15 protein-coding genes and 8 tRNA genes are annotated in these 15,479 nt (G+C 48.0%); all 23 read right to left on the bottom strand.

What is annotated here, in order from left to right:
- Positions 1–6: 6 nt before the first annotated feature.
- Entirely contained in the window at positions 7–738 is a 732-nt protein-coding gene (hisIE, locus tag ACL9RM_RS18240) for a bifunctional phosphoribosyl-AMP cyclohydrolase/phosphoribosyl-ATP diphosphatase HisIE (protein ID WP_250267162.1), read from the bottom strand.
- A complete protein-coding gene (hisF, locus tag ACL9RM_RS18235; protein WP_250267161.1) occupies positions 735–1,493 on the bottom strand; it encodes an imidazole glycerol phosphate synthase subunit HisF in 759 nt (252 codons plus the stop codon). Before hisF ends, hisIE begins: the two co-directional genes overlap by 4 nt.
- 11 nt (positions 1,494–1,504) lie before the next feature.
- Entirely contained in the window at positions 1,505–2,236 is a 732-nt protein-coding gene (hisA, locus tag ACL9RM_RS18230) for a 1-(5-phosphoribosyl)-5-[(5-phosphoribosylamino)methylideneamino]imidazole-4-carboxamide isomerase (RefSeq protein ID WP_023986478.1), read from the bottom strand.
- A gap of 95 nt (positions 2,237–2,331) precedes the next feature.
- The gene (hisH, locus tag ACL9RM_RS18225) at positions 2,332–2,961 is read right to left on the bottom strand and encodes an imidazole glycerol phosphate synthase subunit HisH (protein WP_250267160.1); all 630 of its coding nucleotides are present in this window, start codon (positions 2,959–2,961) and stop codon (positions 2,332–2,334) included.
- Between the two features lie 3 nt (positions 2,962–2,964).
- Positions 2,965–3,573 carry an imidazoleglycerol-phosphate dehydratase HisB gene (gene hisB / locus ACL9RM_RS18220; RefSeq protein ID WP_061830248.1) on the bottom strand — a complete coding sequence of 203 codons (609 nt, stop codon included), beginning with the start codon at positions 3,571–3,573 and terminating at the stop codon, positions 2,965–2,967.
- The gene (hisD, locus tag ACL9RM_RS18215; RefSeq protein WP_250267159.1) at positions 3,557–4,870 is read right to left on the bottom strand and encodes a histidinol dehydrogenase; all 1,314 of its coding nucleotides are present in this window, start codon (positions 4,868–4,870) and stop codon (positions 3,557–3,559) included. The genes hisB and hisD overlap by 17 nt, the downstream gene beginning before the upstream one ends.
- A 69-nt stretch (positions 4,871–4,939) precedes the next feature.
- Positions 4,940–5,584: an ATP phosphoribosyltransferase gene (hisG, locus tag ACL9RM_RS18210; RefSeq protein ID WP_061830205.1), complete on the bottom strand. Its 645-nt coding sequence runs from the start codon at positions 5,582–5,584 to the stop codon at positions 4,940–4,942.
- The gene (locus ACL9RM_RS18205; protein ID WP_250267158.1) at positions 5,581–6,786 is read right to left on the bottom strand and encodes an ATP phosphoribosyltransferase regulatory subunit; all 1,206 of its coding nucleotides are present in this window, start codon (positions 6,784–6,786) and stop codon (positions 5,581–5,583) included. Before ACL9RM_RS18205 ends, hisG begins: the two co-directional genes overlap by 4 nt.
- Positions 6,787–7,126: 340 nt before the next feature.
- Positions 7,127–8,278, bottom strand: coding sequence for an acyltransferase (locus tag ACL9RM_RS18200; protein WP_250267157.1), 1,152 nt, complete (start codon positions 8,276–8,278; stop codon positions 7,127–7,129).
- 146 nt (positions 8,279–8,424) lie between these two features.
- Entirely contained in the window at positions 8,425–8,919 is a 495-nt protein-coding gene (locus ACL9RM_RS18195) for an acyltransferase (protein ID WP_250267156.1), read from the bottom strand.
- Complete coding sequence (ppaX, locus tag ACL9RM_RS18190) at positions 8,916–9,569, bottom strand: pyrophosphatase PpaX (protein ID WP_250267155.1); 654 nt, start codon at positions 9,567–9,569, stop codon at positions 8,916–8,918. The genes ACL9RM_RS18195 and ppaX overlap by 4 nt, the downstream gene beginning before the upstream one ends.
- Positions 9,566–10,621: a prolipoprotein diacylglyceryl transferase gene (gene lgt, locus ACL9RM_RS18185; protein ID WP_061830200.1), complete on the bottom strand. Its 1,056-nt coding sequence runs from the start codon at positions 10,619–10,621 to the stop codon at positions 9,566–9,568. The genes ppaX and lgt overlap by 4 nt, the downstream gene beginning before the upstream one ends.
- Before the next feature lie 47 nt (positions 10,622–10,668).
- Positions 10,669–11,607: an HPr(Ser) kinase/phosphatase gene (gene hprK, locus ACL9RM_RS18180; RefSeq protein WP_013308232.1), complete on the bottom strand. Its 939-nt coding sequence runs from the start codon at positions 11,605–11,607 to the stop codon at positions 10,669–10,671.
- A 348-nt stretch (positions 11,608–11,955) separates the two neighbouring features.
- The gene (locus ACL9RM_RS18175; RefSeq protein ID WP_250267154.1) at positions 11,956–13,080 is read right to left on the bottom strand and encodes an ABC transporter ATP-binding protein; all 1,125 of its coding nucleotides are present in this window, start codon (positions 13,078–13,080) and stop codon (positions 11,956–11,958) included.
- 102 nt (positions 13,081–13,182) lie between these two features.
- Entirely contained in the window at positions 13,183–14,325 is a 1,143-nt protein-coding gene (locus tag ACL9RM_RS18170) for a PucR family transcriptional regulator (protein WP_250267153.1), read from the bottom strand.
- A 158-nt stretch (positions 14,326–14,483) separates the two neighbouring features.
- Positions 14,484–14,556, bottom strand: a tRNA-Lys gene (locus ACL9RM_RS18165).
- Between the two features lie 7 nt (positions 14,557–14,563).
- Positions 14,564–14,649, bottom strand: a tRNA-Tyr gene (locus ACL9RM_RS18160).
- Between the two features lie 9 nt (positions 14,650–14,658).
- A tRNA-Phe gene (locus tag ACL9RM_RS18155) sits at positions 14,659–14,731 on the bottom strand.
- 78 nt (positions 14,732–14,809) lie between these two features.
- Positions 14,810–14,886: transfer RNA gene (locus ACL9RM_RS18150), tRNA-Asp, on the bottom strand.
- Between the two features lie 23 nt (positions 14,887–14,909).
- A tRNA-Thr gene (locus ACL9RM_RS18145) sits at positions 14,910–14,985 on the bottom strand.
- 4 nt (positions 14,986–14,989) lie between these two features.
- Positions 14,990–15,065 (bottom strand) — tRNA-Val (locus ACL9RM_RS18140).
- 10 nt (positions 15,066–15,075) lie between these two features.
- A tRNA-Met gene (locus ACL9RM_RS18135) sits at positions 15,076–15,152 on the bottom strand.
- Between the two features lie 30 nt (positions 15,153–15,182).
- Positions 15,183–15,274, bottom strand: a tRNA-Ser gene (locus ACL9RM_RS18130).
- Positions 15,275–15,479 lie beyond the last annotated feature (205 nt).

Raw genomic sequence — 15,479 nt, 5'->3', positions numbered from 1 at the left:
ACCGTACTAATCACGACGAGGACGTTCATGACGGCGATTCAGCTCAGCCAGCACGTCATCGAGCGGTAGCTTGCGCTCCTGCAACAGCACCAGCAGGTGATAAATCAAATCGCTGACCTCCAGGCGCAGTTCGTCATTATCTTTATTTTTGGCGGCAATGATTGTCTCGGATGCTTCTTCGCCAACCTTTTTCAAGATTTTGTCTACACCTTTATCAAAAAGATAAGTCGTGTAGGCCCCTTCAGGACGTGTCTCTTCGCGCTCCTTAATAATCGCCTCCAGCTGGGCAAGTACCTCAAAGCGGTCTGCTGAAGCACTGGAAACATCATTTACCAACGTGTGGTCTCCTGCATTTCCTGCAATAGGTGCTACAGCCGTTCCTGGCGCGGAAATATTACGAAAAAAACAGCTCGTTGCTCCTGTATGACAGGCAGGACCGCTCGGAATGACACGTACCAACAGGGCATCACCGTCACAATCCAGCTGGATGGAGGTGATTTTTTGTGTATTCCCCGAAGTAGCCCCCTTGTGCCACAGCTCCTGTCTGGAACGTGACCAGAACCAGGTCTCTCCCGACTCCAAAGATAGTTTCAGCGACTCGCGGTTCATGTAGGCCAGCGTAAGCACCTGAAGCGTAGCATCATCCTGCACAATCGCCGAGACAAGTCCTGCCTCATTCCAGCGTACATTATCCAGTATCTGCTCCAGAGATAGCTGTTGGTTCAATTCGTTGCTCATCGTATCTCCACTCCTCTGCGCTTCAAATCCCGTTTTAGCTCAGGGATTCCTATTTCTTTATAGTGAAAAATCGTTGCTGCTAATCCAGCATCCGCTTTGCCCGCCGTAAACACGTCATAGAAATGCTCCTGTTTGCCTGCTCCACCAGAAGCGATAACTGGAATCCCGACGGTATCCGATACCGCGGAAGTCAGTGGCAGGTCAAAGCCGTCCTTGGTTCCGTCCGCATTCATGCTGGTCAGCAGAATCTCACCGGCTCCCAACTGTTCAGCTTCCTTGGCCCAAGCCAAGGCTCGGATACCAGATGGCGTGCGGCCTCCGTGCGTATACACTTCCCACTCGCCCCACGCCCCGTTGTACTTGGCATCAATGGCAACAACGATACATTGTGAGCCAAAGCTGCGCGCACCCTCCGCAATCAGCTGAGGGTTACGGACAGCTGCCGTATTTACGCCAATTTTATCAGCTCCGGCACGCAAAATGCGTTTCATATCATCGACATGAGATATCCCGCCACCTACGGTGAAAGGAATGGCAATCTCCCCGGCTGTCTGACGAACTACTTCTTCCATGGTGGCACGCCCTTCAACTGAAGCAGAAATATCCAGAAATACGATTTCGTCCGCCCCTTCTCGATCATAAAGTGCCGCCAATTCCACCGGATCGCCTGCATCGCGTAAGTTCACAAAATTAACGCCCTTAACCACCCTGCCATCCTTTACATCCAAGCAGGGAATAATACGTTTAGCCAACATGCCTACTCCCCCTATGCCTTTGCTACAGCTTGTACCGCGACCTGTAAATCAATGCTGCCCGTATACAATGCCTTACCCACAATAGCACCGCCTACACCCTCTTTCGCATAGGTGCTCAGCGTGATTAGATCGTCCATCTTGCTGACACCGCCGGAAGCGATCACGGTTCGTCCACTGCTTTTCGCAAGCGCTACGATCGCCTCCACATTCGGGCCTTGCATCATTCCGTCGCGGGAAATGTCTGTAAAAATGAAGGTTTCCGCTCCCTTGGAGGCCAACTCAGCAGCCAATTCGTCCGCTCGAACCTCCGAGGTTTCAAGCCATCCGCGCGTGGCCACATAGCCATTCCGTGCATCCAGACCAATGGCGATCCGATCACCGTAGGTACCCAATACTGCTTCCGTAAAAGCACGGTCCTCAATCGCTGCCGTACCCAAGATCACACGGCTCACGCCCAGCGACAACAGTCGCTCTACATGTTCACGTGTACGCAAGCCGCCACCCACTTGTACAGGCACTTGCACCGCAGAAGCAATGCGCCCAATGAGCTCATCGTTCACCGGTTGACCTGCTTTAGCACCGTCCAAATCAACCAAATGAATGTAAGAGCCGCCCAAACGCTCCCATTCTTGGGCAACCTCCACCGGGTTTTCGTTGTATATCGTCTCCTGGTTATAATCTCCTTGTACCAGTCGTACACATTTGCCATCGCGAATATCAATCGCCGGGTATATCGTGAACAAAGTATGACCCCCTTGTGAGCTATTCAACATCTATATGCCTTTACATCCATCAACGACCAAAGTTGGCGTACCACCAACTGCATACTCACGAATCGTTACGCTCGCTTTTCTACTTCCGCTAGTTCTAAAAACTGACGAAGCAGTTGCATCCCCATTTCCCCGCTTTTCTCTGGGTGGAACTGCATGCCATATACATGGCCTCTGCCCACGATAGCCGTTACGGGCCCACCATAATCGGTCACCGCCAGCAGGTCACTTTCGACCTCCGGCTTCGCATGATAGGAATGTACAAAATACACATGTCCTTCCTCCAAGCCCTGTAACAACGGGTGGTCCGGCTGAATCATACACAGACGATTCCAGCCCATATGCGGCACTTTAACCCCCAGATCAGGAGCAAATCGAACGACCTCGCCTGGTAAAATATTAAGCCCTTCGTGACTGCCGTATTCTTCACCACGAGTGAACAACAGTTGCATTCCTAGACAAACACCGAGCAGTGGTTGTCCAGCGCTGGCAACATCCTGAATCACCCGATCCAGTCCGCTGGAACGCAAATGCTCCATAGCATCCCCGAATGCTCCTACACCCGGCAAAATCACACCGCTGGAGGAACGAATCACTTGGGCATCTCCTGTTACTACAGCCTCATAGCCAAGACGTTCAACGGCCTTGCTCACACTATGCAGATTGCCTCTGCCGTAATCCACAATGGCAATGGACATGGGCTACAGCACTCCCTTCGTTGAAGGCACTCCCGTCACCCGCGGATCAATGGATGTCGCTTCATCCAGTGCACGTCCCAGTGCTTTGAACACCGCTTCAATCATATGGTGGGTATTTTGCCCGTAGTGAACGATGACGTGTAGCGTCATGCGAGCCTCCAACGCAAATTTCCACAGAAATTCATGCACCAGCTCCGTCGAAAAGCTCCCTACCTGCTGTGACGGATACTCCGCACGATACTCAAAGTGAGGGCGGTTACTCAGATCAATGACAACCTGCGCGAGCGCCTCATCCATCGGTACAAAGACGCTGGCATAGCGCTTGATTCCTTTTTTATCACCCAACGCTTCCAGCAAGGTTTGCCCCAGACAAATACCAATATCCTCTACGGTATGATGATCGTCGATATCAACATCCCCTCTGGCCTGTACATTCAGGTCAAAGTGTCCGTGCTTGGTGAATAAATCCAGCATGTGATTCAGAAACGGAACATCCGTTTCAATCTCAGCTTGCCCTGTGCCGTCTACTGCAAAAGATAGCTGAATATCCGTTTCGTTCGTCTTTCGGCTGACGCTGCCTGTACGTTCTGTTACGTTATTTTCGTTCCCCATCGCCATCCACCGCCTTCTTTTCATTGTCCAATCGAACTTGTATCGCCCGTGCGTGTCCTTCCAGTCCTTCATGGCGCGCAAGCTGCATAATCGTCTCTCCATTGCGCAGCAGTGCTTCCTTGCTGTAATAGATCATACTCGACTTCTTGATAAAATCATCAATATCCACTGGGGAAGAAAACCGCGCCGTTCCATTCGTCGGGATAATGTGGTTAGGTCCGGCAAAATAATCGCCTACTGGCTCCGAGCTGTATGCTCCCAGGAAAATAGCTCCCGCGTTTTCAATCAGACCCACATGCTCCATCGGCTGCTCTGTCATAATTTCCAAATGTTCCGGCGCCAGTCGGTTTACAATATGGATGCCCTCTTCCAAAGTGTCGACGACAATGATAGCCCCATATGCCTCCACCGATGCAGCAGCAATATCTCTGCGCGGTAGCTCTGCCAATTGGCGCTGTACTTCAGCTGATACTTCTTCGGCCAAGCGTTGCGAAGGCGTAACCAGTATGGCTGAGGCCATTTCGTCATGTTCTGCCTGTGAAAGCAGGTCAGCTGCTACATAAGAGGCATTTGCTGTATCGTCAGCCAACACGACAATTTCACTTGGTCCCGCTATACTGTCGATATCCACCGCGCCATATACCTCGCGCTTCGCCAGCGCTACATAAATGTTGCCGGGACCACAAATTTTATCGACTGGCTCAATGCTATGTGTTCCGTAAGCGAGAGAGGCAATCGCCTGCGCTCCGCCAACCCTATATATTTCCGTTACACCAGCCTCTGCCGCAGCTACCAGTGTATATGGATCTATCCCTGCTTTGCCGCCTGTCGCCGGGGGTGTCACCATAACAATCTCCGGTACACCAGCCACCTGAGCGGGAATGACATTCATCAGCACTGAGGATGGATAGGCTGCTTTACCGCCCGGAACATACACGCCTACACGTTTCAACGGTCGGATAATTTGACCGAGCAAGCTACCATCTGGCTGTAAGTCCATCCACGAATTACGTTTTTGCTTCACGTGAAAAGCACGGATATTATCCGCCGCCTCTCGAATCGCCTGTAAAAATGAAGGCTCTACCTTATCATATGCCGCCTTCAATTCTTCCTCCGTCACACGAAGTTGCTCTGCTATCAGCGATACACCATCAAACGATTGCGTATATCGCAGGACAGCCTCATCCCCCTCTTGGCGTACCGACTGAATAATGGTACGCACAGCCTCATTTTGCTCAGGTGTGCCGTAATCCACCTCCCGTTGGAGACTGAAATCACGGGCTGATACGATCTTCATTTGTCCATTCCCCCTTACTTGCAGCTTGCAGAATGCCCCTTTAACCCTTGGCTTATTCCTTTAGTCCATTTACTCCCGGGGTGCCACCGCATTTGGAATCACCTGATGCAATCGATCACACAATGCCTGAATCGAGCTGTTTTTCATCCGGTAGCTGACCCGATTGGCAATCAGACGACTGGTAATATCCAGTATGCTGATCTGCTCGACCAATCCATTCTCCCGCAAGGTCTGACCCGTTTCCACCATATCAACAATGCGGTCTGCCAGACCAATTAACGGCGCCAGCTCAATGGAGCCATTCAGCTTAATAACCTCCACCTGCTGGCCTTGCTCCCGAAAATACTGGGAAGCCACGTTCGGATATTTTGTAGCGACCCGCTGACGAATACCTGGCTGCCAATCTGGTAAAGCAATCACCGACATCCGACAACGGGCAATCCCGAGATCCAGCAGTTCATACACATCCTTGTTTTCTTCCAGCAAAACATCCTTGCCCACAATGCCAATGTCCGCCGCCCCGTACTCCACATACGTAGGAACATCAACGGGCTTCGCCATAATAAATTCCATGCCCAGTTCGGGCAGTGGGATGACCAGCTTGCGCGTCTCGTCCACATCCAGCGGAATGGGAACCCCCGCTCGGCGAAATAGCTCAGAAGCCTGCTTATAAATCCGTCCCTTTGGCATGGCTACCTTCAATGTTTCCGTCACGGCAATTCCCTCCTTTGTACTGGCTGTCTTCCTTCAGCTGTATAGCTGTATACCTCTGCGTACAGGCCCTGCTGCTCACGACGTCGATCTTCCGGTCCGTCCGTGAGCCCTGTCACCACAGTAAGACCTGTTGCGCGTAGCTGTGCCGCTACGGATAACGCCTCTTGGCGTCCCTGTTCGTCATAGCGGATAAGTATAGGAAGCTTCGCCTCCATTTGAATACCATCCACACCATCGACGATCCGGTTCGTTTTCAATGCAAATCCTGTTGCAGGTACGGATCGACCAAACTGCTGAAGCAGATTGTCATAGCGGCCTCCGTTGCATACCGGGAACCCAATCTCCGCCGCATAGCCCTCAAAAGTCATTCCTGTATAATATGAAAAATCCCCGATCATGGTAAGGTCGATTAACACATGCTCAGATACGCCGTAAGCCTCCAGCACTTCCCACACCTCGCACAAATGTGCAATGGATTGAATCGTCTGCTGCTCCACACTAAGACGGGTAGCCTGGTCACAAATTTCTTTTCCACCGCGCAACCGAAGAATAGCTTCCAACTTATCCCGATGTTCGGGAGCCAAGCACAAAGCTTCGATCGCTGTTCGGTAGCCCACTACATCACGACTGAGCAACAGTTCCTTTAGCGCTTGTTGTTCAGCCTGGCGGCCTGGAATGATTTCCTCAAATAAGCCGTTCAGGAATCCCACATGCCCCATCGCAATTTTAAAAGAGGTCACCCCTGCTGCCTGTAATGATGCAATTGCCAATGCTACAACTTCTGCATCAGCCTCAGGCGAATCATCACCCACCAGTTCCACACCCGTCTGAAAAAACTCCGCTTCTCTTCCTGCCTCTTCCTCAATCGCCCGAAATACATTTGCGTGATAGGAAAGTCGGAGAGGTACTTCCTCTTCCTTTAGCAACGAAGATACCACCCTTGCAATTGGAGCGGTCATATCCGATCGCAGCACCAACGTGGTGCCCCGGTTATTGAGTAATTTAAACAGCTTCCGATCGGAAGTAGAACTAGCCACTCCCACCGTATCGTAGTATTCCATCGTAGGCGTCATAATCTGGCGGTAACCCCAACGCTCCATGCATTCGAGTACATTCAGTTCAATGGCCCGCAGCTTCGACACTGCACGCGGAAGATAATCTCGAACCCCTACAGGGATCTCGAATCCTTTTGGCTTAGACATCTCTATCACCTCATGATTTCACAATATCTTTATCATGGTAAAGTGCTAACAAACTAAAGTATATTCGATATATTATCATGCTCTACTTGTGAACGTCAACCGAACGGCGCAGCCCTTTTTTACAGATTCGCCAAGCTGCTGCCCCTCTCTATATTTTATCCAATGCAAAATACATGAATCCTACATGAAAAACATCTATCAACGTATTTTCACGGAGCAAGACCGCGCCTACGTTAATTTTTTTGTGCATATTGAGTTGTTCAGTTCTACTGAAAATTTATAAATTCTATACTCAAAAAAAAGACTGCCAGCTTTAAGCTAACAGTCCAAATCAAAATATTTATCTATTCACCTGTTCATCTTTACTCCGGAAAGGAAACTTCGGAACCGTGCCCAAACCGATCCATGCAAATGGAACATATCGAAAACACAGCGTCACAATCAGCCATGAGCCAAACAGCGCCAACAACCATCCACCGGCAACGGAGAAGATATATTCTATCGGTGTTCCATGCAAATCTAACTTGCGATACACCCGCAGTAACGCCGGGTGAAGTAAATAAATACCGAAAGAACATGCCCCCAACCAACTGATTAACATTCGCAGCCTATCATTAGTATGACGATATAATAAAACCGAGCACTGAAACAACACTAATGCAGATACGAGGGCATGTGCATTACGGAGTAGTTCATAGATCAGTGAGTCTGCATAGATGCCTTTGCGATATGCTACAAACCATATTTGTACATAAGCTATACCCACGAGTAGCCAAGCCGCCCACAACCCCCACCAACTGATCAACTGACCACGTCTAATTACTGTACCTGACACTGGAAAAAGCCACCTTTTAAACCCTTCATATCCAATCGCTACAGCTGCGCCCAAGGCAAAATAACTGATATACGTAATCGCAAGACTTCCTCTTTCCTCTTGCCAAACGTATTTGTTCAGCAATACAAACCCCCATTGAATGACTAACCCTACTGCCAAAATGATACAGGCTGCTCTCCGTGGACTCGATATACAATGACATAAGCGCTGCACTCCCCACAACAACAGCGGGAAGACCAAATAAAATTGGATGATGATGATGACATAATACAAATGCGTATACGCCTTACCCGTTAACAGCACGAGTGGAAGATCACTGAGCGGCATTAGCCCGCGTGTTACCAAGGTCAAATAATACACAAGAGAAAACAAAACGTACGGTAACACAATAAACATCAGTCTTTTTCGGAAAAACACTAGCATATTCTTACCACGAAGCGGCCTATCGACATAATTGTAAAATAAAACAAACCCGCTCACAAAAATAAATACTGGCACCGCAAAGCTACTAAACATATTTAAAAATAGAAAAGGATAAAACAATAGAGAATGACGCGCATCAATTAAAGCCATTGAAGTCGCATGAATGGTAACAACGGCTGCAATTAATATTCCCCGGTAAATATCAAGCTCTGGTATACGTTCTTTTTTGACCAAATCAACACGCTCCCATATCGCCTTGCAAATATGTCTTTTATCAATTTTTAAACATAATCAACATGCATTACCCCACTTATTATACAGAAAAACAACACAAGAAAGACCCCTTAATACATAAGGGGCCTTCCTTATTGTGCTATTTACTACTCATCCACACCAGAGCGTCTTAAATCACGCAACGGATTGCCACCCACAAATGCACCTGCGGGCACGTCTTTATGCACGACCGCTCCAGCCGCTACGATAGCTCCGTCACCAATGGTGACACCCGGCAGAATGGTTGTGTTGGCGCCGATCAGCACATGATCACCAATCACCACTTTACCGATACGATACTCCTCAATGAGGTATTCGTGAGCCAGTATCGTCGTGTTATATCCAATGACCGAATTGTCCCCTATCGTAATATGCTCCGGAAAAAAAACATCCACCATCACCATCAGGCCGAAGGCCGCATGTTGCCCCACCTTCATTCCCAGCATTCTGCGGTAAATGACGTTTTTCAGAGAAAGCACAGGACAATACCGGGCAATCTGTATAAAAATAAAGTTCTTAATGCCTTTCCAGCGGCTCACCGTCCGATAAATCTGCCACAACGCATTGGGACCTTCTACAGGATAGCGGTTCACCTTTCTCACGATACGTTGACACCTTGAAGCTCCAGCTTCAGCAAATCCCGCATATCATACAACATGTAGTCAGGCCCATATCCGCGCAGAGTTTCCTCGCCCTTGAGCGACCAAGCTACACCAGCCGATTTCACACCTGCTGCCTGAGCTGACAAAATATCAAAAGAACTGTCTCCGACCATCAATGTATGCTCTGCTTCAGCATTCAAGCCTGCTAAGGCCTTAAGGACTGGCTCAGCGTGTGGCTTAGGATGCTCTACATCGTCCACCGTCACAATATAATCCATAGAGGAAGTCAGATTGAACAGATTAAGTACACGTATCGTGGATGGTCGTATTTTAGTGGTCACAACCCCTAGCTTAATTCCTCTCGCACGCAACTCCTGAATAACCTCAATGACATATGGAAATGGCTTCACCATTTGATCATGATGAATCTGATTATAAGCACGGTAGTCCTTAACTAGCCCAGATACATCCGTTAATCCCGAAAAAGTACGGAGTTGATCGTCCAGCGTTCCACCCATATGAGGAATAATATGCTCCCGCGTCAGCGGATCAGCATCCGGATGATTCAAAATGTGTAGAAATGTGCTAATAATCAACTCATTCGTATCCATGATGGTGCCGTCTAAATCAAACAAAATCGTATTTATCATAGATGCTCCTTCTTGTCCTCGTCCGTGTCTTCCTTAGGTAGCTTATCCGCCGTAGCTGTTGGAGGAACCGCATCTTGTCCTGGACGGGATACCTGTTCTGGCGTCACGTCAGGTACCTGATCAATCCCCGCTTTGCTAGAGATAATCGGATCGCTATACCGAGCAACAGATGTGCCCTTCCGGCGACGAACCAAAATGAAAATCACGGCAGCCACCACAATGAAAATAGGCAGCAATTGTGATATCCGTACGTTACCGTAACTTGGGTCCAGATGCCCTGGTTCAAACCCTAACCATACCATAGGAGACCACAGGGCATTTACAAAGGAAGCGAGCCAATCCGGTCCCTGAAAAGCCAAACTGTCCGTCCGTACACGCTCGATGAAAAAACGACCAATCGAGTACCAAATGAAGTAAAACGCAAACATTTCGCCTGCACGTACAAATTTCATACGACGAATGACGAGCAGCAAAATCACACCTACAATACTCCACAGTGATTCATATAAAAATGTAGGGTGATGAAACACCCCGTTAACGTTCATCTGATTCACAATGAAGTCCGGCAGATGCAGTTGATTTCGCAAAAAAGTCTCTTCCGTCGGTCCACCGTAGGCTTCCTGATTGACAAAATTACCCCAGCGTCCAATCGCTTGACCGATCAGTAGGCCTGGTGCACAAATATCAGCGATACGCCAGAAGTTATACCCTTTATACCGGAAATAAATGACCGCACATATAATGGCCCCGATCAAGGCACCGTATATCGCAATACCGCCATTCCAAATTTTAAAAACATCCCATAGATTATCTCGGTAGTCTTCCCATTTGAAGGCTACATAATAAATACGCGCTCCAATAATAGCTGATGGAACACCCAGAAGCAGCATATCCATAAAAAAGTCCTGCGGAATACCGAATCTTTTTCCTTCACGGATGGCGAGATATAAACCCACAAGCGCCGCCAGCCCCAAAATAAGCCCATACCAGTGGACCTTGATTGCCCCGATTGAAAAAGCGATCGGATTCAGCAGTAATGTTGCCGTTGACATATGTTTCTCTCACTCCTCGTTCTTCCTTGCAAACGAACAAACCAAACTTAATCCATCTCTTCCATATCTTCAGAAATCGTAGCAGTCAGCTTGTTTGTAAATTGCAGGGCTGCATTAACGCCCATTTGTTTCAAACGATAGTTCATCGCCGCCACCTCGATAATAACAGCCAAGTTTCGGCCCGGACGAACTGGGATCGTAACCAGTGGAACATCTGTATCAATAATGCGTGTCGTTTCCTCATCAAGACCAAGACGGTCATACTGCTTGTCCTGCTGCCATGCCTCCAGACGGACAACCAATGTAATCCGTTTGTTGTTACGAACTGCACCAGCACCAAACAGCGTCATCACATTAATAATGCCCACGCCACGAATTTCCAACAGGTGACGGATCAGCTCAGGTGCTGTACCATGCAGCTGAAAATCGGACGTTTGCCGAATTTCTACCGCATCATCTGCTACCAAGCGATGTCCACGCTTAACCAGCTCCAGCGCCGTTTCACTTTTACCAATTCCACTACTTCCTGTGATAAGCATTCCCACGCCATACACGTCACATAGTACACCATGAATAGTCGCCGTAGGAGCCAGCTTTCTTTCGAGAAAGCCTGTGATGCGGCTTGATAAAATCGTCGTCGCCATATTAGTGCGCAGTACAGGAATATCTCGCTCTGCGCTCGCCTCCACTAACTCAGCCGGTACCTCCAGACCACGTGTGATGATGATACATGGAGTCAGCTCTGTACACAGACGCTCCATCCGATCCCGTCGCTCCTCAGGAGGAAGCATCCCCAGAAAAGCCAACTCAGACCTTCCCAGAAGCTGTACCCGCTCCTGTGTATGATATTCAAAATACCCGGCCATCTCCAGACCTGGGCGATTCAAATCATCCACTGTGATCAGTCTTCGCAGACCTTTTTCACCAGAAATAACTTCCATTTGAAACTGCTGTACAAGCTCGGATACCTTTACCTGTTTAGCCATTGTATTCTCCCCTTCATCTGCAACACCGGATTCTATACGTCATTTGATTTATGTAGCTTTACCCTATTAACCAACAGCCCAACGCCAGTCTATGCTGCACTGCATCAATCCACACTCCACTTGATTTAACACTATGGTTCCAGGCTAACTCTATTCCGACAGCTGGGTTGATCCCATCTAGGACTCCTGCCAACGAACCTTGCCTGCATGTAGACCTGTACCATTGTACCCATCGTATCGGAATTTTCCAATGAATGCAATGCCGAAGCTAGTAGCCGTATACGATATACAAAAAGAGTCGCAGTTCTCCGCTTGGGGAAAACTACGACTCTCTTCCAGAGGCAAATTTTATTCGCCAACCAGAATACTCAATTCCGATTCCTTATCAAAAATATGAACCTTGTTCATATCAACAGCCAACTTTGCTTTGACACCATCACGAGTATTGGAACGTCCGTCTACACGGGCAATAATCGTATCATTTCCGGCACCGCTCAGGTACAACAGCATTTCATGACCGAGATTTTCCGTTACATCCACAGTGGATGTAAAGATCGTATTCGGAGAAGCCTCCAAGAATACAGGCTCTTCATGAATATCCTCAGGACGGATACCCAAGATCACATCTTTGCCGATATAGCCCTTCGCTTTTAAAATCTGTCCTTTACCTTCTGGTACGAACAGATCCAGACCTGGCGCAGTAAAATGCAATGCACCTGCTTTTTCAACCAGCTGACCTGTGATAAAGTTCATCGTAGGAGAGCCGATAAAACCAGCAACGAACAGATTCACTGGACGGTTGTACAGTTCATCTGGGGATGCAGCTTGTTGGATAATACCATCCTTCATAACTACAATCCGATCACCCATCGTCATGGCTTCAATCTGGTCATGTGTTACATAGATACAAGTGGTTTCAAGGCGTTTAACCAGTTTAGTGATTTCAGCACGCATTTGACCACGAAGTTTAGCATCCAAGTTGGAGAGCGGCTCATCCATCAGGAAGACTTGAGGATCGCGGACGATCGCACGGCCCAGAGCGACACGTTGGCGTTGACCACCGGACAGCGCCTTAGGTTTACGTTCCAGCAAGTGCTCGATATCGAGGATTTTGGCAGCTTCGCGTACTTTCTTGTCGATTTCTTCTTTCTTAACTTTGCGCAGTTTCAGACCAAACGCCATGTTCTGGTACACGCTCATGTGCGGATACAGGGCGTAGGATTGGAATACCATCGCGATATCGCGGTCCTTTGGAGCCACATCATTCACAACGCGATCCCCGATGTACAATTTACCATCTGAAATTTCCTCCAGACCAGCAATCATACGAAGTGTAGTAGACTTCCCGCAACCGGAGGGACCAACCAATACGAGGAATTCTTTATCTCGAATGTCCAAATTGACATCAACAACCGTAGCTTTATCTGCACCCGGATATTTTTTGAAAATATGCTCTAAACGTACACCAGCCATAGCTTTTGCCTCCTAAGATCAAGTTATGAAATCGAATACATTTCTTACTTGTATCTTACCCTAGTCCTTGTAGCGTGGCTATTCGCAAACTGCACAAAGATGCTATTTCCTTTTTGTCACTTTGTACAATAGCAGATAGAGCTTGACCAAAACTGCATCATTAAACGTCCGCACGTCCAATCCGGTCTCCTGTTTGATCTTGTCCAAACGGTAAATCAATGTATTTCGATGCACATAGAGACGCTTAGCTGTCTCACTCACATTACAATCCAATTGAAAAAAGATATCTAATGTAGCCATCGTTTCTGAGTCTTCCAGTATGACAGATGATTTCATTACCTGTTCTAAAAATAGTACACGTTGTTCCTTGGGAATGCGGCTTAATAGCCTTTCTAAATGAAGCTCCCATGAAAAGTGGATGTGCTCTGTTACATGAAAAATCTTGCCCAGATGTATCGTCTCCCATAACAAATTCAGCTCTTGGGGAAGACTTTGCAAAGGGATCGAAGGCTTAGAAACCGCCAAATGGAATACACCCACCCACTCATTCGCAATAAGCTCATATAGGCCCAAGCTAAAAGCCGTAAGAACCTCTTCCAGCGATTCCGTAAAATCTGCATCCCTGGATTCAGTGTCTTTATCCCGTTCATCGTCCGCTCCTAATAAAAGCTCCTTTTTAGCCATAATCAGCCAAGACTGTTCGTCCAATGGAGTAAGCAGCACTTCCCCTCCAAAATAGCTCGCGAACAATCGATGGAGCTGCGTATAGGTAATAGCCCCCTCCTGTGTTCCCTCGCCATTCAGTAAAATCGGAACCATACACGCTGATAGCGAATCACGAAGCTGCAATTCATCAGGAACCTCTTCTTCTCTGTTTAGATTGGCAGCCTGCTGTATGAGCCATTGTCCAAAACGATTCATCCGCTCTTCCTCGCTATAAACTGGGTTATCCGACAATTGTGGACCGTTCTGCCAGACCTGCTCCATGTTCCCCAATAGCGCTTCTACCAGTTTCCGTTCTCGATCCGTCAAATATCTGGCCTCTACCACAAAGGCAGCCAGTTCACCTGCCGACGCACGAAACGGAAAATATAGCTTGTTGTCATGGACAAACGATCTATCCGGTATAACTGAATCGGCTGTCTCTCCCTCTGCCATCATTTCCGGGTACCAAGGCACTATGGTAAAAGGCGCTTGAATAATATTCTGAAGCTGTTGTTGAATCCATTCTGTATCCAGAGTCACGCGATCACCACTTCACTTTTTTAGAATATAGAATAAGCACTAAGCGAACATAATGAACTCATTATAACCTGTCGATACCGTAAAATAAAAAAGCTATATTAAAACATAACTTAAAACAATACAAAAAAAGCCATCAACTATAGGTTGATGACTTCTGATGAGCCATGAAGGACTCGAACCTTCGACACCCTGATTAAAAGTCAGGTGCTCTACCAACTGAGCTAATGGCTCGTAAAACTGGTGGAGGATGATGGATTCGAACCACCGAACCCGTAAGGGAGCAGATTTACAGTCTGATGCGTTTGGCCACTTCGCTAATCCTCCATATAAAGGTGGCTCGGGACGGAATCGAACCGCCGACACGAGGATTTTCAGTCCTCTGCTCTACCGACTGAGCTACCGAGCCATATCCATTAACAAAAAAATAAAGTGCGGAGGGATACCCCTTCCCACTTTAGTACGGTAAAACTATTGAATTGAAAAATGGCGGAACTGACGGGATTCGAACCCGCGATCTCCTGCGTGACAGGCAGGCATGTTAGGCCTCTACACCACAGTTCCCTATATTTTTCAAAATTCAAAAATGGTGCCGGCGAGAGGACTTGAACCCCCAACCTACTGATTACAAGTCAGTTGCTCTACCAGTTGAGCTACACCGGCACAATGGTGGAGGCTGAGGGGATCGAACCCCCGACCCTCTGCTTGTAAGGCAGATGCTCTCCCAGCTGAGCTAAGCCTCCTGGGTATGTATGGTAGCGGCGGAGGGGATCGAACCCCCGACCTCACGGGTATGAACCGTACGCTCTAGCCAGCTGAGCTACACCGCCATAACATAATATTTCGCTAGCTTGTCTAAATGGCGGAGAGAGAGGGATTCGAACCCTCGCACCACTTTCGCAGTCTAACCCCTTAGCAGAGGGTCCCCTTATAGCCACTTGGGTATCTCTCCATATAAATGGACTCGCTTAGCAAAACTCCGCAAGTTATTCTTTAACTCACCAAAGTGATTTGGAATATCAAGCGCAATTTCAAGGTTACACCCTGAAAACTGGATCCGAAACTTATTTGCGTTTTATTTTAGGATAAGCCCTCGACCGATTAGTATTGGTCAGCTCCATGCATTACTGCACTTCCACCCCCAACCTATCTACCTC

This window comes from Paenibacillus sp. S29, from assembly GCF_049319765.1.
GTDB classification, from domain to species: domain Bacteria; phylum Bacillota; class Bacilli; order Paenibacillales; family Paenibacillaceae; genus Paenibacillus; species Paenibacillus polymyxa_B.
This window is presented reverse-complemented; position numbering and strand designations above follow the sequence as displayed.

Excerpts from the sequence above, each read along its gene's own strand:
- hisIE (WP_250267162.1), bottom strand. The coding sequence starts at position 738 with ATGAGCAACGAATTGAACCAACAGCTATCTCTGGAGCAGATACTGGAT.
- hisF (WP_250267161.1), bottom strand. The coding sequence starts at position 1,493 with ATGTTGGCTAAACGTATTATTCCCTGCTTGGATGTAAAGGATGGCAGG.
- hisH (WP_250267160.1), bottom strand. The coding sequence starts at position 2,961 with ATGTCCATTGCCATTGTGGATTACGGCAGAGGCAATCTGCATAGTGTG.
- hisB (WP_061830248.1), bottom strand. The coding sequence starts at position 3,573 with ATGGGGAACGAAAATAACGTAACAGAACGTACAGGCAGCGTCAGCCGA.
- hisD (WP_250267159.1), bottom strand. The coding sequence starts at position 4,870 with ATGAAGATCGTATCAGCCCGTGATTTCAGTCTCCAACGGGAGGTGGAT.
- ACL9RM_RS18205 (WP_250267158.1), bottom strand. The coding sequence starts at position 6,786 with ATGTCTAAGCCAAAAGGATTCGAGATCCCTGTAGGGGTTCGAGATTAT.
- ppaX (WP_250267155.1), bottom strand. The coding sequence starts at position 9,569 with ATGATAAATACGATTTTGTTTGATTTAGACGGCACCATCATGGATACG.
- lgt (WP_061830200.1), bottom strand. The coding sequence starts at position 10,621 with ATGTCAACGGCAACATTACTGCTGAATCCGATCGCTTTTTCAATCGGG.
- hprK (WP_013308232.1), bottom strand. The coding sequence starts at position 11,607 with ATGGCTAAACAGGTAAAGGTATCCGAGCTTGTACAGCAGTTTCAAATG.
- ACL9RM_RS18175 (WP_250267154.1), bottom strand. The coding sequence starts at position 13,080 with ATGGCTGGTGTACGTTTAGAGCATATTTTCAAAAAATATCCGGGTGCA.